The sequence below is a fragment of the Ruminococcus flavefaciens genome (assembly GCF_900108555.1).
Taxonomy (GTDB): domain Bacteria; phylum Bacillota; class Clostridia; order Oscillospirales; family Ruminococcaceae; genus Ruminococcus; species Ruminococcus flavefaciens_P.
Window position 1 is genome coordinate 666,035 of record NZ_FNWV01000001.1, and the last position, 26,183, is coordinate 692,217.

18 protein-coding genes, 1 tRNA gene and 1 pseudogene are annotated in these 26,183 nt (G+C 44.5%); 9 read left to right on the forward strand and 11 right to left on the reverse strand.

The annotated features are described in order from the left end of the window. The first annotated feature begins 827 nt into the window (after positions 1 to 827). From BLW60_RS02830 to BLW60_RS16375, 4 genes are all read left to right on the forward strand, one after another. Entirely contained in the window at positions 828 to 2,249 is a 1,422-nt protein-coding gene (locus tag BLW60_RS02830; protein WP_081348103.1) for an alanine/glycine:cation symporter family protein, read from the forward strand. Positions 2,250 to 2,826: 577 nt separating this feature from the next. Next, on the forward strand, positions 2,827 to 3,267 hold the full coding sequence (locus BLW60_RS02835; RefSeq protein WP_074714369.1) for an SMI1/KNR4 family protein: 441 nt from the start codon (positions 2,827 to 2,829) through the stop codon (positions 3,265 to 3,267). Positions 3,268 to 3,271: 4 nt separating this feature from the next. Further along, positions 3,272 to 3,832, forward strand: a complete 561-nt coding sequence (locus BLW60_RS02840; protein ID WP_074714370.1) for a hypothetical protein — start codon at positions 3,272 to 3,274, stop codon at positions 3,830 to 3,832. Between the two features lie 47 nt (positions 3,833 to 3,879). Next, positions 3,880 to 4,236, forward strand: coding sequence for a hypothetical protein (locus BLW60_RS16375; RefSeq protein WP_139283354.1), 357 nt, complete (start codon positions 3,880 to 3,882; stop codon positions 4,234 to 4,236). 342 nt (positions 4,237 to 4,578) lie between these two features. Here BLW60_RS16375 and BLW60_RS02845 read toward each other — a convergent pair whose 3' ends face one another. Continuing rightward, entirely contained in the window at positions 4,579 to 5,565 is a 987-nt protein-coding gene (locus BLW60_RS02845; protein WP_074714371.1) for a helix-turn-helix transcriptional regulator, read from the reverse strand. Positions 5,566 to 5,730: 165 nt separating this feature from the next. Here BLW60_RS02845 and BLW60_RS17105 point away from each other — a divergent pair. The 3 genes and pseudogenes from BLW60_RS17105 to BLW60_RS02855 all read left to right on the forward strand — a co-directional run. Next, positions 5,731 to 6,123: pseudogene (locus BLW60_RS17105) on the forward strand (C-terminal helicase domain-containing protein); the annotation flags it as partial. A gap of 87 nt (positions 6,124 to 6,210) precedes the next feature. Continuing rightward, complete coding sequence (locus BLW60_RS17110) at positions 6,211 to 6,513, forward strand: hypothetical protein (RefSeq protein ID WP_242872819.1); 303 nt, start codon at positions 6,211 to 6,213, stop codon at positions 6,511 to 6,513. A 33-nt stretch (positions 6,514 to 6,546) separates the two neighbouring features. Next, positions 6,547 to 7,545: a site-specific integrase gene (locus tag BLW60_RS02855; protein WP_074714372.1), complete on the forward strand. Its 999-nt coding sequence runs from the start codon at positions 6,547 to 6,549 to the stop codon at positions 7,543 to 7,545. Positions 7,546 to 7,737: 192 nt separating this feature from the next. On the opposite strand, the gene BLW60_RS02860 is transcribed toward BLW60_RS02855, so the two are convergent. The 10 genes from BLW60_RS02860 to BLW60_RS02905 form a co-directional block, all read right to left on the reverse strand. Next, positions 7,738 to 7,813: transfer RNA gene (locus BLW60_RS02860), tRNA-Ala, on the reverse strand. An 80-nt stretch (positions 7,814 to 7,893) separates the two neighbouring features. Further along, positions 7,894 to 9,033, reverse strand: a complete 1,140-nt coding sequence (locus BLW60_RS02865) for a glycoside hydrolase family 10-like protein (RefSeq protein ID WP_074714373.1) — start codon at positions 9,031 to 9,033, stop codon at positions 7,894 to 7,896. A gap of 46 nt (positions 9,034 to 9,079) precedes the next feature. Continuing rightward, positions 9,080 to 9,547 (reverse strand): GNAT family N-acetyltransferase, encoded by a 468-nt coding sequence (locus BLW60_RS02870; RefSeq protein WP_074714374.1) that lies wholly within the window; start codon positions 9,545 to 9,547, stop codon positions 9,080 to 9,082. Between the two features lie 231 nt (positions 9,548 to 9,778). Then, positions 9,779 to 13,501 (reverse strand): DNA-directed RNA polymerase subunit beta', encoded by a 3,723-nt coding sequence (rpoC, locus tag BLW60_RS02875; RefSeq protein WP_074714375.1) that lies wholly within the window; start codon positions 13,499 to 13,501, stop codon positions 9,779 to 9,781. A gap of 76 nt (positions 13,502 to 13,577) precedes the next feature. Further along, the gene (gene rpoB, locus BLW60_RS02880) at positions 13,578 to 17,507 is read right to left on the reverse strand and encodes a DNA-directed RNA polymerase subunit beta (protein WP_074714376.1); all 3,930 of its coding nucleotides are present in this window, start codon (positions 17,505 to 17,507) and stop codon (positions 13,578 to 13,580) included. A 685-nt stretch (positions 17,508 to 18,192) separates the two neighbouring features. Beyond that, a complete protein-coding gene (locus BLW60_RS02885) occupies positions 18,193 to 19,272 on the reverse strand; it encodes a TraB/GumN family protein (RefSeq protein WP_074714377.1) in 1,080 nt (359 codons plus the stop codon). 25 nt (positions 19,273 to 19,297) lie between these two features. Further along, on the reverse strand, positions 19,298 to 19,966 hold the full coding sequence (locus BLW60_RS02890; protein ID WP_074714378.1) for a FadR/GntR family transcriptional regulator: 669 nt from the start codon (positions 19,964 to 19,966) through the stop codon (positions 19,298 to 19,300). Positions 19,967 to 20,214: 248 nt separating this feature from the next. Continuing rightward, the gene (locus BLW60_RS02895) at positions 20,215 to 21,162 is read right to left on the reverse strand and encodes a PPK2 family polyphosphate kinase (protein ID WP_074714379.1); all 948 of its coding nucleotides are present in this window, start codon (positions 21,160 to 21,162) and stop codon (positions 20,215 to 20,217) included. A 49-nt stretch (positions 21,163 to 21,211) separates the two neighbouring features. Next, positions 21,212 to 22,192: a DUF4003 family protein gene (locus BLW60_RS02900; RefSeq protein ID WP_074714380.1), complete on the reverse strand. Its 981-nt coding sequence runs from the start codon at positions 22,190 to 22,192 to the stop codon at positions 21,212 to 21,214. Between the two features lie 578 nt (positions 22,193 to 22,770). Next, positions 22,771 to 24,195, reverse strand: a complete 1,425-nt coding sequence (locus BLW60_RS02905) for a glycoside hydrolase family 16 protein (RefSeq protein WP_074714381.1) — start codon at positions 24,193 to 24,195, stop codon at positions 22,771 to 22,773. A gap of 404 nt (positions 24,196 to 24,599) precedes the next feature. On the opposite strand from BLW60_RS02905, the gene BLW60_RS02910 reads away from it, so the two are divergent. Then, entirely contained in the window at positions 24,600 to 25,271 is a 672-nt protein-coding gene (locus BLW60_RS02910) for a hypothetical protein (RefSeq protein WP_074714382.1), read from the forward strand. A gap of 62 nt (positions 25,272 to 25,333) precedes the next feature. Next, positions 25,334 to 26,134 (forward strand): TrmH family RNA methyltransferase, encoded by an 801-nt coding sequence (locus tag BLW60_RS02915; RefSeq protein WP_074714383.1) that lies wholly within the window; start codon positions 25,334 to 25,336, stop codon positions 26,132 to 26,134. Positions 26,135 to 26,183 lie beyond the last annotated feature (49 nt).

Below are 26,183 nucleotides of genomic sequence, written 5' to 3' on the forward strand. Positions count from 1 at the left end.
AAAGAAAGCGGACGTTTCCTCGTGCTGAAGAAATGTCCGTTTTCTTTTTAAGTGGAGCATAGGGGACTTGAACCCCTGACCCCCACACTGCCAGAATAGAATGATTTAATTTCATTATGTTGCTTATAATCAGCAATCCCTGATATTTAGCCATTTTCAAACAGCAGCTATTCCATGATTTGTATCAAATACATATCTAATTTTATTGCAATAACGGAAATATAACGGAAACGGTTTTGCAGTAAGAATTCCCGGATTTTCACATTACCTTCACATTATCTAATATTATCATTCATACCATTTTGCACACAGTTTCGGCTGTGAAGATTTTGAGCTTCAGAAAAATAGTTTGCGTGAAAAAAGTGGTAAGAGCAGTACTTTCATTTACCGTGCGATTGTTGAAGGAGATATAATGCGAAGCTATGGTTTTTACTACCATTCTACTTTTATCTTCGTTTTTGAGTAATGGTTTTCAGGAATTGCATATTCGTATTCAACATTTATGTCATTTTTATCGTAATTTAGGTACTGATATTTACAGTGACAGCGAACATAATATGCTGACCAATGTGCTCAATTATTTCTATCAGAATCGTTCAGGTGCAGATATCGAGTCAAAATATATCACATCGGGTGAAAAAGATAAACTCGCACACGCAGGCGTTCATAAGACAGATATGGGCTATGTTCAGAATAAATGGAAAAATGAATATCTGTCAGACTATGGAAATACTACGGACAAAATCCAAGTCTGTACATTTATCCTGTTGACTTTCACGCAAAAGTATGATATAATTTTAACGAAGTTTAAGACAGGAGATGTGTCAATGGATAAGATCAACGATATAATCAGTCAGATCGACAGCTATGTATGGGGACTTCCCCTTATTATTCTCATTATGGCATGCGGCGTGATACTGTCTGTGAGACTGGGATTCCTGCAGGTGCGCAAGCTTGGCAAGGCACTCAAATACATGGTCAGGAACGAAGAAGGCGGAAGCGGCGAGGTATCCAGCTTTGCAGCCCTTTGTACAGCCCTTTCGGCTACAGTTGGAACAGGCAATATCGTCGGCGTCGCCACGGCTATCGCGGCAGGCGGAGCAGGCGCTCTGTTCTGGATGGAGCTTGCTGCCTTTCTTGGTATGGCCACTAAATACGCTGAGGGACTTCTCGCAGTAAAGTACCGCGTCAGGGACGAAAACGGCAATATCCTCGGCGGACCTTTCTACTACATAGAGAACGGTCTCGGAAAGAAGTGGAAATGGCTGGGCAAGACCTTCGCACTTTTCGGACTTCTTGCAGGTATCATGGGTATAGGTACTATAACTCAGATAAACGGCATAACCTCTGCGGCAAATACCTTCTTTGACCCGGAGCAGAGCCATACAGTGACTATACTCGGCATGGAATACACATGGACTACAGTTATCGCAGGTGCTCTCATAACGCTGCTTACCGCGCTTATCGTAATCGGAGGTATAAAGCGTATCGCAACGGTCTCTGAGGTTGTCGTGCCTGTTATGATAGTAGCATATGCAGGCTGCTGTCTTACTATTATTTTCTGCCATATAACAGAGATACCCACGGCATTATCATCTATCATCAAAGGCGCATTCAGCCTTAAAGCTGCCGCAGGCGGTGCGGCTGGAACTGTAATGATGTACGCTATGAAAAGTGGTGTTGCAAGAGGTATCTTCTCAAACGAAGCAGGCCTCGGATCTGCACCTATTGCAGCCGCTGCCGCCAAAACCAACGAGCCTGTACGTCAAGGTCTTGTTACTATGACAGGCACATTCATCGACACTATCATTGTCTGTACAATGACCGGTCTCGCCATAATCATGTCAGGAAGCCACAATACCTCTGAACTTAAAGGCGTTATGATAACTATGGATGCATTTGACTACGGGCTGCCGTTCAGCGAGAGAATATCCTCGTTCATACTCATGTCCTGTCTTGCAGTGTTTGCGTTTACCACCATACTCGGCTGGAACTATTATTCGGAGCGATGCCTTTCTTATCTGACAGGCGCTAACAAAAAGATAACAGGAATATATCGCTGGGTGTACATCGCCGCTGTTTTCATAGGTCCTTACCTTGCTGTTGAAGCAGTCTGGAATCTGGCGGACATATTCAACGGTCTTATGGCAATACCTAATGTTGTAGCGATAATCCTGCTCTCGGGAGTAATATCCTCCGAGACAAAAGATTACTTAACAAGACTAAAAGCAGGAAAAGTAAAGGAATAAAAAAGAGACCTCACAGATGATTTCGGCTGTGAGGTCTCTTTTTAAGTCATATCCGCACGGGGATAATTTTTGTATGGCTTGTATCAGCCATTAACTGAATTTGATGCGTAGCCTCTGGCAACGCATTCAACAGAAGCATAGAACGATTTCAGATCAATACATAAGTACACTCGTCCCATATCTACGCCTCCCATAAAATGATATCTTCTGTTTGTATCAACAATTCTATCACGAAACAAATGTTCTGTCAATAGTCTGAAAACATTTTCTAAAAACTTCATCATCCTCCACAATGAATACGAACATATTTTCGGCTAGATAACCAAAACGCTATCCCAACTGAGTTATATGAGCATAGAACAAAAGGAAAACCGCCCGTGAAGGGCGGCAATGAGTTGAAGTTTTAGGGAATTGATGACGATATGAAGCGTAGATGCATGAATACATTCTTTCAATTTGATAGAGCGTATTTTTGTTGTTTTGGTATTGTAATAATTGGCTAAATGCGTTATAATGTTATTAGGACAGTTGTCCTTCGGTATGTAACAATAAGCATTAATGCGAAGGAGTGATATGTATGGTTTCAGAAGAGTTTAAATCTATTATTAATACGCTTGAAAACCAAGCTCAGCAAACTGAGAGTGAAATGGACTTTTTCGAGGCGGCTACTGAAGAGCAAATCTCTGACTTCGAAAAGAATAACAGTCTTTCTTTTCCTTCTAAATTCAGAGAGTGGTTGCTATTCTCTGACGGTGGTGAATGCTTTTTACCCGCTGGTGTTCAGTTCTATGGTGTTGCGCATAAGCCCCTTATTGATGTCAACAATCAGACTAGACCTGATGACAGTTATGTTGTGATTGGCGGAACACCGAATGGTGATCCTGTATTGATAAAAAAGGATTCAGAAACCATTTCAATTTATAATAAAGAGGAAGGTAAAATTGAAGAAGAGGAAGTATACGATGACTTCTTTGCATTCTTAAATGGTCTCTATGACTATCTCGGCATGGGAGAGTGATCCTATGGCAAGAGATAATGCTGCTTGTAACAGAGCAATCAGAAAAGCATGGGCGTGCGAGCGGGAACTTGTTCTTGCTGGAAAAGGCTCACGAAATTGGACACCAGAGCAACGAGAACAACTCATCACTAAAGGTAAGGTGTATGATGCCGATGGAAAAGCCTTTATTGGTCAGCATATGAAAAGCGTCAGCGGTTTCCCTGATAATCAAGGCGATGCAGATAATATTCAACTTCTCTCGCAAGAGGAACACCTTGAAGCACATAAGGGAGATTGGCATAATGTAACGAATTGGTATTATGATCCGGACACAAAGACGTTTTATGATTTTGATGTGTATGATTATAGCAAATTTCCTCCCGATGACTACATTAATTTTCACCCCGAAGAATACCGAATTTCACTTGATGTAGTTTCGGAAGAACCTTCGACGGAGGAATCAAAAGAAAATATAGAATCGGAAAAGAAGGTTGAGGAAACGTCACCCCCCAAGAAAACAAAGGTAATAGAAAACAATAGAGGTTCTGATAAAAGTAAAGTCGGTCCCCCCCTCCACCGAGTATAGACAAACACGACACTACTTTTGAAAAGGTAGCGCAATCACAGAAAACTGTGCCTAAGCCGCCAAAAAGAGAAAAGAAAGTCGTTAGAGTATTAAAAGCAGTAGGTAGATTTATTGTTGAGCATCCCGTTGAGTCAATCGAGATAGCAGGAGTCACAATTGGCGGTGCGGTAAAAATCGTTCACTCCATTAGTTCTAGCAGAAACAACGGTAGCAGTATAAGCCGAGAAAAAAGCTCCTCTTCTTCTGTTAAGTCTGATATTGTTACGCAGGTTGAAGAAATAATCGAGAAAGCAAGTCGCTCATCGCCTCGTGAACACAATGTTTCAGGATATGATCGTCAGCAAAATGGCAGGACTGTTCATGTCAATCCTTATAAACGTGGCGGGAAAAAAACAGATAAATGACAAAACTGCCAATTATATTATCAAGTATCGGCACTAAGCAAAAACGGCGTAGTGCCGTTCTTTGTTGCACTTATGCACCTTACGGCTATATTTGCACCCATTGGGTGCATTTTTCGTGTATGTGTTAAATTAAATCAAAATAGCAATAGCAATAGACCTTGTAGGCGGAATAGATGGCTCCATTATCAGATGTATCAATTTCACATGTAATAAAATACTGCCCTTTACGGGCAGCTGATAGAACGTTTATCGTAAAAATAGGCTATCACTATTTCTACATAGGGATAGCCTATCATAGCATTTGAAAAACGCCTCATATAGTTGACTAGAATAATATTATAATCAACCGTCGAGCCTTTTCAAGATATCTTCGTATACTCTCTGAGTACAGTCTTCCAAGTATCCAGATGGATCTTCGAAGTATTCTTCGAGCCATTCCTCTATCAAGCCAGGATGTTCTGTCTCAATATATTTTTGAAGCTCACTGACACGAACTCGGTCACCAGGATTTTTCCTAATGGCATCACAGTAAGAGTGTAAATCTTCTGCATTGAGAAGGTACTCAAGTCTTGGTAAAATATCCCATGCTGTGAGATTCTCTCCACCACAAGCGTATATGAAGCAACGCTGTTCATTGGATATTATGTTTGAAGCATAACCCATATTTGTCCTAAGGCTAACTTCACCATCATCATCGACGTACATCCAAAGTTCATGTCTCACGGTATCAAGGACATATTTTATGTAGAGTTCAAAAAGAGCGTCCTTAATATCACGATCATATTCTTCAAAAAGATCGATCCATCTCTTTCTAGTTTTTACCCTCATTTTTTTCACTCCTTCCTTCTTTAACTCAAAAACGGAATCAGCCTGATCTGTTGGGTTTATTTGGTTCAACTCGATAGCAGCGCTTTTGTTCTCATTAAGCAATCTGTCAAAAAATTTTTGATAGATTCTTTTATTAGTTCGCACCCATTCATCAGATATTGTTTGTTTAGTATCTTTATCTGAAGATGTCGGCGAAACAAGCAACTGAGCGCTTCTCAAGGCTTGTTCTGTCTCTGAGGAAGTGTAATAGTCCGGATTAAAAATGAGAATATCAAGTATACATTGAATCATCCTAGTTTCAAAATTGAACGCAGATGATTCGCGCTTGAATACTGTTAAAAGTGCCAGATACAATGTTTGGCTAATTGGAGATTTGCAATTCTCGATTTTATTGACAGTTTGGCGTGTGACGCCTACTTCTTCACCGAGTTTTTGTGCGCTCCAACCTAGCATTGTCCGTAACAATCGGAGATGTTGTTGCAATTTATGGAGATCGTCCAAGCTTCTCGCCTCCCGTCTTTTGTATCTTTATCATACACCATGTCGCCTGAGATGTCAACAAAAATCAAGCAAAATGTCTGATTGCACATTATCAAAATTCTAAACGCGAAGAATATCGTGCATAATCTACAGATATATGTATGCAAATTATGCCAATTACGTGTAATGTTTTGCTTGTATTGGTTATACATTTTATTTTACTCTTGGCAAATCTTTCATAGGTCCGCTGTAAAATTCACTTGTTGCCTAGCCTTCTTTTACAACTTCTATGCAATTGATACTTATGATAGTTTTGTCAATTATGTAAGAACAGGCAAAAATAAAGACATTAAGCTTAGAACTCATTTTGCTGTTTCTTTCACTAAAGGCGAAGGTGATAAGAGTGATTACGATCGAAAAAAGAGCGTAAGAAATGCGTTTAATTCGCCTTTCCGTCCTTTTGTACTTGCTTCTACCTCTATAGGTCAGGAAGGTCTTGACTTTCATAATTACTGTCGCAGGATAGTCCATTGGAATCTTCCATCAAATCCTATAGATATTGAGCAAAGGGAAGGAAGGATCAATCGCTTTGAGTGTCTTGCTATCAGGCAGAATATCGCCAAAAGGTATAATGATATTCGCTTCAAAAAAGATGTTTGGAACGAAATGTTCAAAAAAGCTTGTTCTGAAGAAAAGAGTGCCAATGGTTCTGATCTGATACCATTCTGGGGACTAAAGAACACGGAAGAAATGGTGAAAATCGAACGTATAGTGCCTATGTATCCTTTCAGCAGAGATCAGAATAATTATGAAAGGCTTATAAAAATCCTTTCTCTTTACAGGCTTGCTCTCGGACAACCTCGACAGGAGGAATTGTTGGAGTATCTTATAAAAGGCGATATACTGTCGGATGAAGAGATCAATCAACTCTTTATCAACCTTAGTCCATTCTATAGAGAAGAGGAATAGTATCACATTAAGATAGATGATATAAGAAAGAAAATGCAGCTCTCAAAGGATAAGTTCGCTGCATTATGCGGAGTATCCTCTGCAACTATCTGCGCTGTCTGCAAACCTGACGGACATATCAGTATCAAGTCAGCCGAGAAGATAGCTAAAGGACTTAACACCCCTGTTCAGAAATTATTTGAACTTCATCTTGATACTGGAGGTTTGTCAGACAAAACTATACTCCACTACCATAAACTCATAAGCACAATTCTGGCACAGGCGACACGTGACAGGCTTATCCCCTTCAACATCGCCGACAGGAACCATATGAAAGCTCCTAAGCTGGAGCGTAAGGAAGCTGCTTTCCTTGATGATGAACAGGTAAGGCACGTTCTGGAGCTGCTTGAAAATGAGCCTATCAAGTGGAAAACGATTATGTATTTGCTTATTTACAGCGGTATCCGCAGAGGTGAACTGCTCGGACTAGAATGGAAAGATATAAATTTTGAAAAGAAGGTCATATCTATCCGACGGACAAGCCAGGCAGTAGATCATATGGGGATAATTACAAAGTCTCCTAAGAACGATACTTCATACCGCACGATTAAGCTGTCTGAGACAGTGTTAGTTCTGCTTCGTGATTATCAGCAGTATTGGCAGAAACGAAGAACCGAGCTTGATGATTACTGGCAGGACGAAATACAGATTACTCTTGCAGACGGCAGTACCCAAACAGTCCCCAACGACCGCTTGTTCACAAAGGTCGACTCAACGCCTATGAACCCATATAGTGTAAGTGATTGGGTACGAAAATTCGTAAAGCGGAACAATCTACCGTATTTTACGCCGCATTCACTCCGGCATACCCATGCGACGCTTCTGATCGCTGAAGGAGTAAGTATCCCGACTGTCTCACGAAGGCTGGGACATTCCAGTATCGCTACGACAAGTAAGATATATATTCACGCTATCCAGTCCGCGGACGAGATCGCATCAAACGCCCTTGAGGATAAACTCAAGCTAGAAAAGCGCAAAGATAATGCAGACTAATGAATTGAGGCTCTCCGTAATAGAGAGCCTTATTTTTTTATTATGTGATTGCTTCAGCATTTGCCGTTACAATATGCGTTTCTTGATACACGTAACGGAAATCTTAACGGAAATCTACTATTTTCTTCTTTCTCAAAGCATAATAGCAAAAAACAAAGCCTATGTTTTCAGCTAAACATAGGCTTTTCTCATTGGTGGAGCATAGGGGACTTGAACCCCTGACCCCCACACTGCCAGTGTGATGCGCTCCCAACTGCGCTAATGCCCCGAATACGGATACATTATATCACATTAGCGGCAATTTGTCAATGCATACAGCATTTTCAGCGACATAAAAGCTTTCAGCTGTCAATAATAAAGTGCATATCCGTCAGCGGAGGAATTCTTCACTTCCTTTATCTGTTTTTTAATAATGTCGGGATCGTTTATCCACTCCAGCTCCGCAGCCTCTCCTGCCCACTTATCCTCCCTGCCGAGCTTGTATGCGGCAAGCCCGATAATGAGTGCGGCTTTGCTTTCATCAACCAGCTCCTCCCACTGTTTCAGAGTCGGCAGGAAGGGACTGTTCTCATTCTCAAATCCGAAATATATCTGCGGAACTATATAATCGCAGAAGCCCGCTTCACTTCCCCAACGTATGACATCGGCGTATTGAGTGCTGTAGTCCGCGTCAACATTCCCCTGCGGACTTATACCGAAAACAATCCTTGTGTCCTTCTCCTTGACCGTATCATACATGGCTTTTACAAAGCGGTTCACGTTATCGACACGCCACTGCGCAAGCTCTGTGCTTCCGCTTGCTTCAAAGGCTTCACGGTCGAACTCAGTATCAGTTGTGGGGTAGAAATAGTCGTCGATATGTACTCCGTCAACGTCGTAATTTTCTAGTATTTCGCTTACGGAGTTTTCGATTAGCTCCACCGTTTCGGGATAAGCAGGATCAAGATACCAGCGTCCGTTTACATTTTTCACATAGGGCTCACCTGCATTTATCCACTTCTTCACTATAAAGCTGTCAGGGACTTTTTCCATTTGCTCAGCCGTCTGTAGTCTCAAAGGATTTATCCATGCATGGACCGATATGCCGCGGTCATGTGCTTCTTCAAGGATTATCGCCAGCGGATCGTAGTCACCGTCAAGGTATGCGCCTTTCGGAAAAAGCTCCGAAACATAGTAGGCATCGCCATTCGGTCTGACATGGAAATACACCGTATTCACGCTGTCTGCTGCCGCGTCCTCCATTATCTTCGCCACACTTTTGCGGAAGCTTTCCTCGCTTTTTCCCTGCATATAATCAGGGAAACGGACATACGGCAGCCACATTCCCACCTGCTCCCTGTAATTCAGCGGCTCATATGCTTCATTTTCTGTTACGGGAGCTTTTGATTCGCTGCACTCCGTCCCGTGGTCTACAGTTTTTACAACTGTTGAGCAGCCTGCTGACAAAAGAAAAGCAGCTGCACAGGCAGCTGCGAAGAATTTCTTCATACATCTCACCTCACTGCATTATATGCAGTGCTCGGACAGGATATGCTCAGTTTTTTTCGTAATTCACTATGGTCATTCTGTCATTTATTACCTTGCTGTCGCCTGTGCGATGATATCCCATTTTTTCGTACAGATAGCAGTTCCCTGCCTCCTGCAATATGGTATCGAGAGCCCAGTTATCCCTGCCGTGAAGCTCCTCAGCAGCGATAATAGCTTTCTGAGCATAGCCCTTTCCGCGGTACTCCTTCATAATAAATACAGGTGAGATACGCTTGCGGCTGCCGTCCTTCATATCGACTACGCGGATAGCTCCCACAGCAGTTTCGCCGTCCATAATGAAGTAATAGTATGTAAATGGCTGTTTCAGACGCTCCTCCACTCTGCTCACTGGCTCGTTTGCAGGACTTGTTTCGTAGTCGCGGTACTTTTCCAGCAGCTCCGAAAAGGCTTCCACCTGCATTTTCCAGAGCTTTTCGCAGTCATTCACGCCGATACGTTCAAGCTTTATATTCATATTTCTTACTCCTGTTTTAAATAGTTGAGAGTTGCGGAACGCCGAGGGCGGCGTTCCCTACAATTCTTACTTACGGGCTGACGAATGACTCCCTACACTGTATTGAGATGTCAGCAGAGCTGACAGAGGGTACGTGCAGCTGTTAGTGCGCCAGTCCCTGCTTTAACTCTCAACTCTCAACTCTAAACTAAAAGAAAGGCTCCCGAAGAATACACCTCGGGAGCTTTGATATTATATCTGATTTGCAATAGGAGCAGCTGTATTATGCTCGCCGTAGCCTTCGTTCTTAACGACTTCAACGTTTCTGTAGCACTCCATACCTGTACCTGCTGGTATGAGCTTACCGATGATAACGTTCTCCTTAAGTCCCAGGAGTCGGTCGCTCTTACCTCTGATAGCAGCATCTGTGAGAGCCTTTGTAGTCTCCTGGAATGAAGCTGCTGACATGAAGCTGTCTGAATTTGAAGAAGCCTTTGTGATACCCTGAAGAACAGGACTTGTCTTTACAAGCTGTACATCGTACTCGCCTGCGTCGATACGAGCCTGGAGCTCTTCATTGATAACGTCGATCTCCTTGCTGTCAACAAGAGTGCCCGGAAGCAGATAGCTGCTGCCTGTTTCCTCTACCTTGATCTTGCGGAGCATCTGACGAACGATAACTTCGATATGCTTATCGTTGATATCAACACCCTGTAAACGGTAAACCTTCTGAACTTCATTGATGATGTAGTTCTGAACAGCCTGTGTACCGAGGATATTAAGGATATCAGCAGGGTAGATATTACCTTCGGTAAGTCTTGTACCCTTTTCTATAGACTCGCCTTCCTGAACTCTGATCTTGAGGTTGTATGGGATCATATAGCTCTCAGACTCGCCTGTCTCGTCATTTGAAACGATGATATTTCTTGTAGTCTTGATCTCTTCGATGTGAATCTTACCAGAAATTCTTGAAAGGATAGCAGCACCCTTAGGACGTCTGCTCTCGAAAAGTTCTTCAACTCGAGGAAGACCCTGTGTGATATCTTCAGCATCGGCAGAAGCAACACCACCGGTATGGAAGGTTCTCATGGTAAGCTGTGTACCTGGCTCACCGATAGACTGAGCAGCGATAACACCAACAGCTTCACCGACTGAAACGATATTGTTGAATGCAAGGTTTGCACCATAACACTTAGCACATACACCTGTTCTTGACTTACAAGTGAGGACAGAACGTATCTTTATTCTCTCGATGCCGCTGTCAACTATCTTCTTAGCGTCAGCGTCATTTATGAGCTTGTTGCGTGATACGATGAGCTCACCTGACTCGTCACGGAGGTCCTCGGCAAGGAATCTGCCAACAAGACGCTCATCGAACGGCTCAACGACTTCGTTGCCGTTCTTGATCTCGAATACTTCGATACCGTCTGTTGTTCCGCAGTCCTCCTCACGAATGATAACGTCCTGAGAAACGTCAACAAGACGACGTGTAAGGTAACCTGAGTCAGCGGTACGGAGAGCGGTATCGGCAAGTCCCTTTCTCGCGCCTCGTGAAGCGATAAAGTACTCCAAGATGTTAAGACCTTCACGGTAGTTAGCTCTGATCGGGATCTCGATAACGCCGCCTGATGTATTAGCGATAAGTCCACGCATACCTGCAAGCTGACGGATCTGTGAGATAGAACCACGGGCACCTGAGTCAGCCATCATCCAGATAGGATTGTATCTGTCGAAGTTTGCCTTCAGTGCGGCAGTAACTCTGTCGTTTGTATCAGTCCAGAGAGCAATGATCTTCTTTGACTTCTCCTGCTCGGAGATGTAACCGTACTCGTACTCGCTTGTGATCTCAGCAACTTCTGCATCAGCCTCAGCAAGGATAGTTTTCTTCTGTGGTGGGATAGAAGCGTCACATACAGCAACGGTAAGAGCTGCTCTTGTTGAATATTTATAACCGAGTGCCTTGATACGGTCAAGAACTTCGGAAGTAGTTGTTGTGCCGTGTATCTTTATACAGCGTTCGATGATATCTGAAAGCTGCTTCTTGCCAACGAGGAATGCAACTTCGAGATCGAACTGCTTATCTGAGTTTGTTCTGTCAACATAGCCCAGATTTTGTGGGATATTCTCGTTGAAGATAAGTCTGCCCACTGTAGCGTCGATGATCTTTGATACCTTCTTGTCGCCGATATCCTTGGTGATCTTTACCTTGATATTAGCGTGGAGCGATACATCATGCTCATTGTAAGCCATGAGAGCTTCGTTTACATCGCGGAATACCTTGCCCTCGCCTGGTTCGCCCGGCTTATCCATTGTAAGGTAGTAAGAACCGAGTACCATATCCTGTGAAGGAACGGCAACAGGCTTACCGTCAGAAGGCTTGAGCAGGTTGTTAGCAGCAAGCATAAGGAATCTTGCTTCTGCCTGAGCCTCAGCTGAAAGCGGAAGATGTACAGCCATCTGGTCACCGTCGAAGTCAGCGTTGAACGCAGAACATACCAGTGGGTGGAGCTTGATAGCACGACCCTCAACGAGGATAGGCTCGAATGCCTGGATACCGAGACGGTGAAGCGTGGGGGCACGGTTGAGCATTACAGGGTGATCCTTGATAACGTCCTCAAGTGCGTCCCATACCTTATTGTCAGCGCGCTCGATAAGCTTTCTCGCGCTCTTTATATTAGCGATAGCCTTTTTGTCAACGAGTCTCTTCAGTACGAAAGGCTTGAAGAGCTCGAGAGCCATTTCCTTAGGAAGACCGCACTGATACATTTTCAGCTCAGGTCCTACGACGATAACAGAACGTCCTGAGTAGTCAACACGCTTACCGAGAAGGTTCTGACGGAAACGTCCCTGCTTACCTTTAAGCATATCTGAAAGTGACTTGAGGGCACGGTTGCTCGGACCTGTAACAGGTCTGCCGTGTCTGCCGTTGTCGATAAGAGCGTCAACAGCTTCCTGGAGCATACGCTTTTCGTTTCTTACGATGATGTCAGGAGCATCGAGCTCTAACATTCTCTTGAGACGGTTGTTTCTGTTGATAACTCTTCTGTAGAGGTCGTTAAGGTCTGATGTAGCGTATCTGCCGCCGTCCAGCATGATCATAGGACGGATATCAGGCGGGATAACAGGAACAACGCTGAGTATCATCCACTCAGGCTTGTTTCCCGAGAGGCGGAATGCCTCGATTATCTGTAATCTCTTAAGGAGCTTTACCTTCTTCTGACCGCTTGGGAGTCCTACAAGCTCAGCCTTGAGGTCATCGGCAACGATCTCGAGATTGTTTCTCCAGTCGATGTCCTCCAGTTCTCTGAACTTCTGGCACTCTTCGCACTCACACTCTGTAGGCTTGTTGAAGCACTCTATCTTCTTGCCGCCGAGAGATACCTTACCCATTTCGATAAGTCTCTGCTTGTGAGTGTCATATCTTGCAGGGTCATACTCATTGAGGAGCTTTCTGATAGCCTCTGCACCCATTTCAGCCTTGAAGTCATCTCCGTACTTTTCGAGGTATGAGAGATACTCCTTCTCTGAGAGGAGCTGCTTCTTGATAAGCTCTGTGTTGCCCGGATCGGTAACGATATATTTTGTGAAGTAGAGAACCTCTTCCAGTCTCTTCTGAGATACCTCAAGCACCTGTCCTATTCTTGAAGGAGTGCCCTTGAAGTACCAGATATGAGAAACAGGAGCAGCCAGCTCGATGTGGCCCATTCTCTCTCTTCTTACTCTTGCTCTTGTGACCTCAACGCCGCAGCGGTCACATATCTTGCCTTTAAAGCGTATCTTCTTGAACTTTCCGCAGTGACACTCCCAGTCCTTTGTAGGTCCGAATATCCTTTCACAGAAAAGACCGTCACGCTCAGGCTTCTGAGTTCTGTAATTTATAGTTTCAGGTCTCTCAACTGCACCATAAGACCAGCTTCTGATCTGTTCAGGCGAAGCAAGACCGATCTTTATTGATTCAAAAGTTGTAAATTCCATGCTACCTCCTGCAAATTTACATTGACGCGGAGCGCGGCGTTAAAGCCGTGCCGCGTATTATATTTTCGGATGTATATTAGTCCTCATCGGAAGGATCGTCGATGTCGAAGCTGTCGAAGAGATCTCCTTCCTCTTCATCGTCGCCGAAATTGAAGTCATCGTCGTCCTCGCCCTCGTCGAAGCTGAACTCATCGTCCTTGTCAACGCTGTCGAAGTCGTCATCAAGATCACCGTTCTCGTCATCTTCAAAGCCGAATCCTGCGTCCTCCATATCGCTGTCTGAGTAGCTTGTGCTGTCAGCAGTATCCTCATCTGAGAATGACTCGCGTGAAGGCATCGGATCGTCGTCGTCGAAGTTCTGCTTGAGGTCGATCTCTTCCTGATTGATGTCGAGTACCTTGACATCGAGACAGAGAGACTGCATTTCCTTGATAAGTACCTTGAATGACTCAGGGATACCAGGAGTAGGAACGTTCTGTCCCTTAACGATAGCCTCGTATGTGTTTACACGACCGATAGTATCATCAGACTTGACAGTAAGGATCTCCTGGAGAGTATAAGCAGCACCGTAAGCTTCGAGTGCCCAAACTTCCATTTCTCCGAAACGCTGTCCGCCGAACTGAGCTTTACCGCCCAGAGGCTGCTGTGTAACAAGTGCATACGGACCGACTGAACGTGCGTGGATCTTATCATCAACGAGGTGGTGGAGCTTGAGGTAGTACATATAGCCCACAGTTACGCGGTTATCGAACTTTTCACCTGTACGTCCGTCATAGAGTGTGAATTTACAATCCTCTGTGAATTCAAGAGCATTTGGATTTATTACCTTATCCATAGCCTTGAGCTCAAACATATCTTCCTTGTGCTGCTGAGCCTTTTCATTAGCCATCTTGAAGCACTCACGGATATCATCTTCGTGTGCGCCGTCGAATACAGGAGTCATGATGTGCCAGCCAAGAGCCTTACAAGCCATACCGAGGTGTACTTCAAGTACCTGTCCGATGTTCATTCGTGAAGGAACGCCGAGAGGATTGAGCACGATGTCGAGAGGTGTACCGTCCGGAAGGAATGGCATATCCTCCTCAGGGAGTATACGTGAAACGACACCCTTGTTACCGTGACGGCCTGCCATCTTATCGCCGACAGTGATCTTACGCTTCTGAGCGATGTAACATACGACACGCATATTTACGCCTGCTGAGAGCTCGTCACAGTTGTCTCTTGTGAATACCTTAACATCAACGATAACGCCTGATTCACCGTGAGGTACTTTAAGTGAATTATCGCGGACTTCTCTTGCCTTCTCACCGAAGATAGCACGGAGGAGCCTTTCCTCGGCTGTAAGCTCTGTCTCACCCTTAGGTGTTACCTTACCAACGAGGATATCGCCTGAATTTACTTCAGAGCCGATGCGGATGATACCGTTCTCGTCGAGATTTGCAAGAGCATCATCACCAACATTGGGGATATCTCTTGTGATCTCTTCGGGTCCGAGCTTTGTATCACGGCACTCGATCTCGTATTCTTCTATATGAACTGATGTGAATACATCTTCTCTTACAAGACGCTCGTTAAGGAGTACAGCGTCCTCGTAGTTGTAACCTTCCCATGTCATGAAGCCGATGAGAGCATTCTTACCGAGAGAGATCTCGCCGTCTGCTGTAGCAGGACCGTCTGCGAGTACCTGTCCCTTCTTTACCTGCTCACCTGCCATAACGATAGGTCTCTGGTTAACACAAGTACCCTGGTTTGAACGCTTGAACTTGATAAGCTCGTACTTATGCTCAACACCGTCTGTGTCCACCATAGTGATCTTGTCAGCGTCAACATAGGTTACCTTGCCGTCGTATTCAGATACTACGCATACGCCCGAGTCAACAGCTGCCTTGTACTCCATACCTGTACCAACGAAAGGACGCTCTGTCTTGAGGAGCGGAACTGCCTGACGCTGCATGTTTGAACCCATGAGGGCACGGTTAGCGTCATCGTTCTCGAGGAACGGGATCATTGAAGTAGCGACTGAAACGACCATCTTAGGAGAAACGTCCATGTAGTCAACATTTTCTCTCGGACACTCGAGGATCTGCTCACGGTAACGTGCATTAACACGAGGTCTTGCAAACTTACCGTCATCTGTGATTGGCTCGTTCGCCTGAGCAACTACGAAGTTATCCTCCATATCGGCAGTCATGTAGATTACTTCATTTGTAACAACGCCTGTAGCCTTGTCGACTCTTCTGTAAGGAGCTTCGATAAAGCCGTATTCGTTTATTCTTGCGAAAGTAGCCAGATAGGAGATAAGTCCGATGTTAGGACCTTCAGGAGTCTCGATAGGACACATTCTTCCGTAGTGGCTGTAGTGAACGTCACGTACCTCAAATCCTGCACGGTCTCTTGAAAGACCACCTGGTCCGAGGGCTGAAAGACGTCTCTTATGAGTAAGCTCAGCAAGAGGGTTGTTCTGATCCATGAACTGTGAAAGCGGTGAAGAACAGAAGAACTCCTTCATAGCTGAAGAAATAGGTCTGATATTGATAAGAGTCTGTGGAGTAAGGGTATTCACGTCCTGAGTCTGGAGGTTCATTCTCTCACGGATACCGCGTTCCATTCTTGTATAACCGATGCGGAACTGATTCTGGAGAAGCTCACCAACGCTGCGGATACGTCTGTTTCCCAGGTGGTCGATATCATCAACAGTACCAACGCCCTCGCAGAGGTTGAGGAAGTAGCTGATAGAAGCCTTGATATCGTCAAGAGTGATATACTTAGGAGAAAGCTCATCAGCCTTCTTCTTTACAGTCTCTTCAAGCTCGTCTGCATCAGCGGCATTGTCGATGATGTCCTTGAGGACATTGAAGGATACCTTCTCGTTGATGCCGTACTTCTCGGCATCAAAGTCAACATAGCCCTTGATGTCTACCATACCGTTACCGATGACCTTAACGGTCTTTTCCACCATGCGGATAGAAGTCTCTCCGCGGTCGTCGGTGTAGTATTCCTTGGCTTCAACAGTTACGAATGCGCTGTAAACACCTGCCTGCTCGATCTCGCAAGCCTTGTCGTAGGTAAGAGTCTCACCTGCGTCTGCGAGTATCTCACCTGTCATCTCGTTGATGATAGGCTCTGCAAGAGTTCTGCCCGAAAGTCTTGAAGCTATACCCAGCTTCTTGTTGTACTTGTAACGTCCGAAACGGCAGAGGTCATATCTCTTAGCCTCGAAGAAGAGGTTGTTGAGGTGGCTTACTGCACTTTCGACCGTAGGAGGCTCACCCGGACGGAGCTTCTTATATACGTCGATAAGGGCATCTGAGCGGTTCTTTGTCTGATCCTTCTGGAGGATAGTCTGTCTGAGACGCTCATCGTCGCCGAATATCTCGAATATCTCTTCATCTGTACCCTCTTCGCCGAGAGCTCTGATGAATGTAGTGAGCGGTATTTTTCTGTTTTTATCTATACGAACGTAAACAACGTCGTTTGAATCCTGTTCATACTCCAGCCACGCACCGCGGTTAGGGATTATCTGTGAGCTGAAGAGGTCCTTACCTGTCTTATCCTTTGTGAAAGAGTAGTAAACACCCGGTGAACGGACGAGCTGAGATACGATAACACGCTCGGCACCGTTTATAACGAAGGTACCGCTGTCGGTCATAAGGGGGAAGTCACCCATATATATCTCGCTTTCGCTGACAGCACCCGTTTCCTTGTTTGCAAGTGTAGCGGTAGCTCTCATAGCGACCTGATAGGTAGCTCCTCTTGATTTACATTCTGCAAGAGAATACTTGGGAGTGTCGTCAAATCTGTAGTCCTTGAAGTTGAGGACAAGATTGCCGTTATAGTCGGTGATAGCGGTCATCTCGCGGAATACCTCGCGCAGACCTTCTTCCTTGAACCACTTATACGAGTTCTTCTGTACCTCGATAAGGTTCGGCATCTCCAGAGGCTCGGTAATCTTACCGAAGCTCATTCTGACATTCTTTCCCAGCTGCTTAGGTGTAACATTCACCATAGGCGGAACCTCCTTGTATTTTTTTACTGCCGTTCGTAAGCGACCGGCGCATGAGCGGCAGAAATTATTGTTTGTTATCGTATCCTATGAAAAAATTTTTTTCGCAAAAACTATTGACAAGCCTGTGCATAATGTGCTATAATATCTTGCAAAATAGCGAGACTATTCCATATTGATACATTATTACATTATAATACAGTTCCTGTCCAATGTCAAGGGACTATGAAAAGATTTATCGAAAGCACCTGATTTCACAAAAAACAGGTGCTTTTTTTGTGCATTTTTGTCTTTTCACTGACAGCCGTTCTACATAAAAAAGCTAAGAACTAATTTAGCCGCAATACTTATACAGAAGTTTCTATTAGTTTATCGGGGGAACCCTTTCTGAGGAAAGGTTCCTCTGACGGAGGCGCGCCCCTCTGTCACTGCGTGACATCTCCCCGCACTGCGGGGAGTCAACCCCGAACCCCTTTCCAAAGACTTTTATCTGATTTTTTTCCATATAGAGCGCGTATAGATAATAAAAAAGACCTGTAAGAATACAAGTCGCGCTCTATATGGAAAAAAATAAAAACAGAAGTTTTCGGGAGAGAGTTTGAGAGAACCCCTTTTTCAAAAGGGGTTCTCTCAATAATCAGTATAGAACTTTCTATATAAGCATCGCGGTTAAGTTCTCAGCTTTTTATCATGCCGCATCTACTCTTTCGACGATGTAGCCTTTTTCTTTCAGTATATCATCAACACCCTTATCGCCTGCAAAATGCGCACCGCCGACCATGAAGAAGTAATTATCGCCGTTTTTGAGGTATTCCTCAGCCTTTTCAGCCATACCTGCGTTGCGCTTGTAGAGGATAGTGTCCATATAGTCGGCATAATCATCTTCAAGCTCTTCGGGCATTTCATCTTCATCGTCCTCTTCATCGAGACCGTCTATATCGCCCGAAGCCCACGCATCGTACATTTCGGCAAACTGCTTTGTGAATTCCTTCATATCATCTGCCTTGTCTATAGTCTCGCATATCATATAGTCCGAAAGCTCATCGGAAAGAGAAGTAATAACGCTTGCCTGTATATCTATAGTCTCTATGTCAACGACCTTTTTGCCGTCCTCGTCTGCCATAGTTATAAATCTTGCGTCAACACCTGTTTCATCAATATTCCCGATGCTGAGAATACTTACAGACTCGACCTGCGTAGCCCAGAAGCCTGCGCTGTAGGTATCAAACATAGGGCTGTACATATTTTTTGCAGAGAGATAGTTCTTCATTTTCTCATAAGTCTCTTCCGAGATATGGTCTTTGACCGTAGTTCCGTCTGTATATACAAGTTTATTGTAGAAATCCTGGAGCTGCTCCATATCGTCCATGAGACTGTTTATATTCAGCTCAACAGCTACGCCGTCGCAGTTTTTGTAAACGTCCATGATGTAATCGGGAAGCGGAAAAGTATTGTCTGTGACAACATGGATAGTTCCCATCATGTAAAGCTCATTTCCTGTAGCAGGATCTGTTACCTTCCACATGGCAGGAGCGATATCAGTCGTGGATATATAATCGTTAATATCCGTTTCATCGCCTTTTGCCGCTTCTGTAGTCGGCTCTGCTGTTTCTGTCTCAGCCGCAGCCTCAGTGGTCTGTACCTCTGTCACCGCAGCAGTGGTTTCTTCCTGCTCCTTTTTGCTGTCTGTATTTTTCTTTGCGCATGAAAACGAGCCGACAGCGCATAAAAATGCAGCTGCGGCTGCGATAACACGTTTAGTTTTCATAAAAAATAATCCTTTCGCTTTTACATTAAAAGCCATCATCAATAAGGTCATAGTGAGCGTCAATTGCTTTCAGACAGAACTCCGTATCACTTGTTATAATGCCCTGCACCATTTTTTCATGACATTCCTGAAGCTTCATCTGCATACTGTGATCGGCAGTTATCAGAAAATCATCTATCCACCTCATATACACCTCTGATACAGCATTCATAAAGGTTATCCAGAAGCTGTTCTCGGTAGCGTAAATAAGCGAATAGTGGAAGTCTCTGTCCGCAAGCGAATTCTCACTTGTTCCCTCTGACTCCTTTAGTCTGTTTAGAGCTGCAACTATATTGAGCTTGTGCTCATTGCTGCATCCTCTTCCGATAAGATAACTGCAAACAGTCTTTTCCATGCTTCTTCTGAAAGAACATATCTCTTCTTTTGTAGTTCTGTTCATAAGCAGCATTACGTCCATAGCCTTAGCGATAGACTCTGAGATATTATCGGTAAGATAATTTCCCGAGCCCTGTTTTCCATTGACAATCCCAAGTATTTCAAGACCTCTGAGTGCCTCTCTGACAGTGTTTCTGCTGATCCCGAGTTTTTCCGAGATACTGCGTTCAGTCGGCAGCTTGTCCCCTACCTGCAGCATTCCGCCTCTGATAAGGTCAAGTATATAGTCGATCGTCTTGCGGTATTCACTGTTCCCCATAGCTCCTCCTTATATAAATATAATAATAAAGGTATATAAAAATTATAGCACATCTTTTTGATCAAGTCAACAGCATAAATGTAAATATTTTCCGATCCCCCTAATATCGGCACATTCGCAGAAAAAGACTATATGTATCACACCAAAGGAATTTTCCCTAAAAAAATCCTGTTTCGTGACAGCATATATACTTTTAATATGAGTGTCATATCCAAGAAGCCCCTGCTATAACGGCAGGGGCGTGAATATCACTTCTTGCTCTTTTTCTTTGTCTTCTTTTCAGGCTTCTTTTCGGACTTTTTCTCTGCTTTTCCGCTTTCATACTCAGCCATAGCCTCTGTGAGCACCTTTCTGCACTCAGGCAGCTTTTCCTTTTCATCATCGGGAAGCTCAGGGTACTCGGGCTTGCAAGCCTTCAAAGCGTCAAGGAGTATCTCGGTCACGAGATATCTTGTATACCACCTCTGATCGCCGGGGAGCACATACCACGGCGACTCCTTTGTGGAGGTCTTGTTTATCACATCGTTGAAGCATTTGAGATATGCGTCGTATTTGTCCCTTACTTTAAGGTCATCAGCGCGGAATTTCCAGTTTTTCTCGGGAAGCTCGATACGTTCAAGAAGCTGCGCAGTCTGTTCCTCTTTTGAAACATGGAGGAATATCTTAACAACGCGGTAGCTGTTCTCATAGAGATACTTCTCGAAATTGTTCACCTGCTCATAACGCTTCTCAAAGAAATCCTTCTTCGAGTCGTCAAGTACCCTTTCCGACATATGGTAGCCCTTCCATATATTCTCAGCCTGTACGGTAACAAGGTCCTCGTAATGGCTTCTGTTGAATATGGCTATCTCGCCCCTGCGGGGGATATTCTGGTGAATTCGCCAGAGATAGTCGTGAGCCAGTTCATCGGCAGTAGGTGCTTTGTAGTAATGTACCTTTACTCCCTGCGGATTGATGCCGCTGAAAACATTCTTTATAGTGGAGTCCTTTCCCGAAGCGTCCAACGCTTGGATAACGACGATAAGTCCTTCTCTTGCATCAGCATAGAACTTGTCCTGCAATGCAGCAAGCTCCAGCTTGTTTTCCTCATATTTTTTTATGATCTCTTCCTTATCAACATTATCCTCTTTGCTGTTTGTGGGGAGTTTCCTTATATCGGTCTTTTTACCTCCGATGATGTACTTTTCCGCCTTCATTGTGATTACCTCCGTTCATTTATGGGATCATTGCTTTATTTGTTTTGTATCATATTTCGGGCACTACAGGCGCAACAGTCATCATGCTGTAGACCATAAGGGAGTACAGCGCAGCCTGACTTGCCGCCATGAGCACACGTTTTTTTAGTTCGTCATTTATATTTATATCTCTTGCATAAGCAGTTGTCAGAAGCATGAAAGCATGGCAGCCCGGCTCGTCGCCGTCAAATCCCGAAAGATCGAACACCGCCTTATGCTGAGCAAGGAAGGCTTCGACATCGCTGACATCGCCGATTATCTCACTGCTGTCGAAATCAGCTATGGACATTGCTGCCAGCATCGCCAGTTCGTACCGCTTGCCGTATTTCTTTCCCTTTTTGAGCATACTGTCATAAAGCTCCTTGAATTTCGCGCACTTGTCCTCGGGTTTGCCGTCAGACATTGCCAGAACATGGGATACCGACTGCATACTGTTCTTTGCGTCACTGTGCTTGAGGAGCTTGTAGCTCGCTTCCATGTCCTCTATAAGGTCGTCGTCGGACTTCTCCGAAAATGCCAGCATGACCGCAAAAGCGATATTCTCCTTTGTGGTAAGGATACGGTGCTCTCTCTTCATTCTGTCGTATAGCTGCCTTCCGCGCTTGATATACTCCTCAGCCTTTTCGGCAGGGACTATCTTTGTAAAAAGCATGGACAGCAGAGCCAGATGCTCCGAATTCGCAAAATATTTCCGCATAGTATCATAGCATTGCATATACTGCTTCAATTCGCCGCGCGGATCATCGCTTACGGAAATAAGCGAAGCGATAAGCGGACGTATAGTACTGCGGAAGCTTGAAAGCATTTTGGGATCAGCCTTGATGAATGTCATGCTGGCTTTGTATTTTGCCAGGTCAAATTCCGCATCAGCAGCACAGAAAACACTTGCACATACAGGATAGAGTATATCCCTTTCAAGCGGACAAAGATCGGTAAACAGACCGAGATTGAGCAGATACTTGTCACAGAGTTTCTTGAGAAGCTCCTTCATGGCGCACCTCCCTAACATTTCATCTCAAAAATAATATATCAGAATATCATAAAAGTGTCAAAGCACTTTTTGCGCACAATTTATATTACAGATACGAACCATGTCAATTTATTACCATTGAAGCAGCAGCGTCCACAAAACCTGCATACTCCGTCATTTCAGACAGCTCCACCACAGGATATATGAAGCTTGATAAAACATTTTGGTATCTATATAAAAATATTATATCACACTTCTCAAACAATTTCAACCAAAATTATATAAAAAATCATTTTTTTTCGTACAAAAGCTACGATGAGCCGTAAGAAAAGAGCTGTACCATTGCAGTACAGCTCCTTCTGATTTGTCCCTTACAATAAATTTCTATCTCTTTGCGGAGTGCAGTTCCGCGCAAAAAGCGTCCTGAAAACAGAACAAGTGCTCATTCTGCCCATTCTGCCTTTTACACAGACAATTATATTATCGCCCCATTGATAAATCAAGACTTTTATTGCTATAGGGAGCATAATTTGGTCAAATAATGCGATATTTCGCTGATTTCCAATCATTATATTACCAAATCGCACATCTTACTCATTTCACTCCCATGAAATATCCGAGATAGTGACAGTATGCGCTCCTATCGCGGCAGCGTCGTCGATATTTCCGAGCTGGAACTTTATATCCGCTTTCATATCGCTTGGGAATACCACATCGAAGCTGTAATGCTTCTTTTCGGGAGTAAGCGTCAGCTTTTCGTCAAGATAACGGGTATACGCACTGTCCTCGGCAGTCAGCACCATACTACGCTGAGCGGTGGAGCTTATATCGAAGCTGACGGTGTGCTTTTCACCTGCCTTGACAGCCTGTCCTCTCAGCAGTCCCATAACAGCATATTCCAGTGAACCTGCATTTTTGATATCCACTACGGTGCAGCCCTCTTTATTTGCAACAGAAGCCTCTGCGCCCTCTATGTAATTGTCAAGCGGCAGAGAGCTCATTTCGGAAGGAACGAACTGAGAACCCGTTTTTTCGTAAACTCTTACGTAATCTATATTGAAGTGCTTTTCGCCGTCTGCAAAGGTATTAGGTTCGGCGTAGATACCGTCGATACCGTCAAAATGTCCGCCGACAGCGAAATTGAGGATAATATAGAAATTCTGGTCAAAGGGCGCAGGATAGCTGAAGCCGTCGGAATACCAGTCGGTCTGAGTGCTGTACAGGTTTCCGTCCACATACCAGCGTATCTCGCCGCGCTCCCACTCGATACTGTATGTGTGCCAGTTCTGAGTGCCGTCGCCCTCAGGGAATTTGTAGTCATTGGTGAGATAAGTATTGTTAGGCCATTGTCCGCCGAAATGGATAGTTCCGCATATCTTTTCGGGAGTGCTTCCCCAGCCCTCCATTATATCTATTTCGCCCGATGCAGCCCAGCCGCCGTAGGCACTGTCCTCGGGGAGCATCCATATAGCAGGCCACAGGGACTTTCCCGAGTCGCATCTCGCCCTTACTTCAATTCTACCGCCGCAGGTCGAGAACTTGTGAGCGGTATTGATACGGGCAGATGTATAATCATACGTTCCCTGCACCTCATCGGCAAGTCTTTCTTTTCTTGCGGCAATGGTAAGGACACCGTCCTTGACGGTGGTATTCTTGTCGGTATAGAACTCCTGCTCGTTGTTGCCCCAGCCGTTGGTCACGTAGTTACCGTTGTCGTCAAGCTTCCAGTTGCCCAGCTCATAGGACCATTTATCCATATCCAGCGAATTGCCGCTGAATTCATCGCTCCATATGAGTTTGTAGCCGTCCTCGGGAGCAGCTTCCGCACCATTTCCCAGCAGGAAACCGCTTAGTCTTTTCAGCTCCGACTCGGAAGCACCGCCCTTCCTCGCACTTACCATATCGAATATATCAACAATGCCGTCATTATTATAGTCCATGACAGCAGTACCGTCAGCACATACCGAGACAGGAACAGCCGCCGCAAATACCAGCGCAGCTGCCAACGCTTTGATACACTTCATAAATACCGCCTCCTGTTTTGAAAGATAGTTTTTATGCCATAATTCTATCATTTATAACAGACTGTGTCAAGCATTAAAACCGTTTTTTATGTGCAAAAGGAACATTTTTTCAATTCGGCGCACCGTTTTTTAATTGCATTTCGGCGACTTTTCAGTATTTCACTTGCAATACAAAAAACGCCATGATATAATGTAATGTGTCCGCAATGACCGCCTGACGGCGTTTATTGCCGCGAACCAAGTTCGGCAAGCGCAGTTTTTTATAAAAATGCGCTTCAAAATTTTTGATGTCAAGCTCATTTTGCCTTAAAGGCAGATGCAGAATGATATATACATAAGCTTATATTTCGTTCGCTTGCAGTGAACTTTAACGAAAATAAGATACAATTACGGAGGATAAGATCATGAAAAAGGTAATTTCATCTATAGCAGTATGCTCATTAGCTGTCTGTGCTCTTGCTTCATGCGGAAGCAAAAAATCAGAGAAAGCAGCTGAATCTGCTGACATAACAGGTAAATGGTCCATCGATTCACTCGAAGACGATACCTTGCAGAACGGCGGCATCATCTTCCAGGACGGCAAGGGTTCTGTTTACACAGACAGCTCAAAAATACTCCACTTCAACGATGAAGGTCTTGAGCTCGGCAACGGCGAGTCAGATTCCACAGTTATCTCAAAAGAATACTTCAAGGAAGAGGGAAAGAAATTAACAGTAGATCTTTCGGGAATGGAATTGCTTGTAATGACCAAGCTTGATGACACAGAAGGATATGACGGAACATATTCACTTGAAGGCGGACTCTTATATGAGGAGCTCTCCGCTGAAATGTCAGATGGTGCCGAGAAAAAGCCCGAGTCCGTTGATATCTCTCTTAAATTCGACGGTGAAAGCAGCGAAATGCTCTTCAACGATCTCTTCAATTACGAAATAAAGGACGGCAAGCTTTCATTTTCAGGCTACTCCGCAATAATGGGCATCACAAGCGATGACGGTCCTTACGATTATAAGATAGACGGCGACAAGCTGTCTATCACAAGTCAGAAAAAAACTGAAACATTCACAAGAGTAAAATAAAACAGTCATCAAAAAGCTGCCGTAAAGGCAGCTTTTCTTGATTTAACCCAAAGGAGGCAATTATGGCAAATATTATCGAGATATCAGACCTTTCAGCACCCGAACTCGCACCATACAGGAACACATCTGAAAAAGCACTTATCGCTTCGGGCATTTTCGTTGCCGAGAGCCCGAATGTTATCCGAACTGCATTAAATTTTGGCTTTACCCCGATTTCGCTGCTTATGGAACGTAAATATATAAATATACAAGCTGCCGATATTATTGAACTATGTGGAAACATTCCTGTTTATACTGCTCTATCGCAGGTGCTTACAGAGCTGACAGGATTTAAAATGACACAGGGCGTACTTTGCGCCATGTGCCGCAGGGCTCTGCCCTCACCTGCGGGCATACTCGCAGGTGCTGAGCGCATCGCGGTGCTGGAAGATATAATGAACCAGACAAACATAGGCGCGATCTTCCGCTCAGCTGCGGCACTCGGCTTCGATGCAGTGCTGCTCACTCCCTCTTGCAGCGATCCCCTTTTCCGCCGTTCGATACGTGTCAGCATGGGTACAGTATTTCAGATTCCCTGGACTTATCTTGAAAACGAGCCGCCATACTACATAAATACATTAAAGGAGTACGGCTTCGCAGCAGCCGCAATGGCTCTGAGAAATGACACAGTTAGGATAGACGATGCAAAGCTCGCCTCAGAAAAAAAGCTGGCAGTCATTCTCGGAACAGAAGGAAGCGGTCTGAAAGCGGAAACAATTTCAGCCTGCGACTATACAATTAAGATACCGATGCAGCACGGTGTAGACTCGTTAAACGTCGCAGCAGCCAGTGCTGTTGCCTTCTGGCAGTTAAGCAAAAAGTGATAATCTTCACATTGCGGAAAAAATTTTGAAATAATCTGTACAAAAACTA

Excerpts from the sequence above, each read along its gene's own strand:
- BLW60_RS02830 (WP_081348103.1), top strand. The coding sequence starts at position 828 with ATGGATAAGATCAACGATATAATCAGTCAGATCGACAGCTATGTATGG.
- BLW60_RS02835 (WP_074714369.1), top strand. The coding sequence starts at position 2,827 with ATGGTTTCAGAAGAGTTTAAATCTATTATTAATACGCTTGAAAACCAA.
- BLW60_RS02840 (WP_074714370.1), top strand. The coding sequence starts at position 3,272 with ATGGCAAGAGATAATGCTGCTTGTAACAGAGCAATCAGAAAAGCATGG.
- BLW60_RS17110 (WP_242872819.1), top strand. The coding sequence starts at position 6,211 with ATGTTCAAAAAAGCTTGTTCTGAAGAAAAGAGTGCCAATGGTTCTGAT.
- BLW60_RS02855 (WP_074714372.1), top strand. The coding sequence starts at position 6,547 with ATGCAGCTCTCAAAGGATAAGTTCGCTGCATTATGCGGAGTATCCTCT.
- BLW60_RS02865 (WP_074714373.1), bottom strand. The coding sequence starts at position 9,033 with ATGAAGAAATTCTTCGCAGCTGCCTGTGCAGCTGCTTTTCTTTTGTCA.
- BLW60_RS02870 (WP_074714374.1), bottom strand. The coding sequence starts at position 9,547 with ATGAATATAAAGCTTGAACGTATCGGCGTGAATGACTGCGAAAAGCTC.
- rpoC (WP_074714375.1), bottom strand. The coding sequence starts at position 13,501 with ATGGAATTTACAACTTTTGAATCAATAAAGATCGGTCTTGCTTCGCCT.
- rpoB (WP_074714376.1), bottom strand. The coding sequence starts at position 17,507 with ATGGTGAATGTTACACCTAAGCAGCTGGGAAAGAATGTCAGAATGAGC.
- BLW60_RS02885 (WP_074714377.1), bottom strand. The coding sequence starts at position 19,272 with ATGAAAACTAAACGTGTTATCGCAGCCGCAGCTGCATTTTTATGCGCT.
- BLW60_RS02890 (WP_074714378.1), bottom strand. The coding sequence starts at position 19,966 with ATGGGGAACAGTGAATACCGCAAGACGATCGACTATATACTTGACCTT.
- BLW60_RS02895 (WP_074714379.1), bottom strand. The coding sequence starts at position 21,162 with ATGAAGGCGGAAAAGTACATCATCGGAGGTAAAAAGACCGATATAAGG.
- BLW60_RS02900 (WP_074714380.1), bottom strand. The coding sequence starts at position 22,192 with ATGAAGGAGCTTCTCAAGAAACTCTGTGACAAGTATCTGCTCAATCTC.
- BLW60_RS02905 (WP_074714381.1), bottom strand. The coding sequence starts at position 24,195 with ATGAAGTGTATCAAAGCGTTGGCAGCTGCGCTGGTATTTGCGGCGGCT.
- BLW60_RS02910 (WP_074714382.1), top strand. The coding sequence starts at position 24,600 with ATGAAAAAGGTAATTTCATCTATAGCAGTATGCTCATTAGCTGTCTGT.
- BLW60_RS02915 (WP_074714383.1), top strand. The coding sequence starts at position 25,334 with ATGGCAAATATTATCGAGATATCAGACCTTTCAGCACCCGAACTCGCA.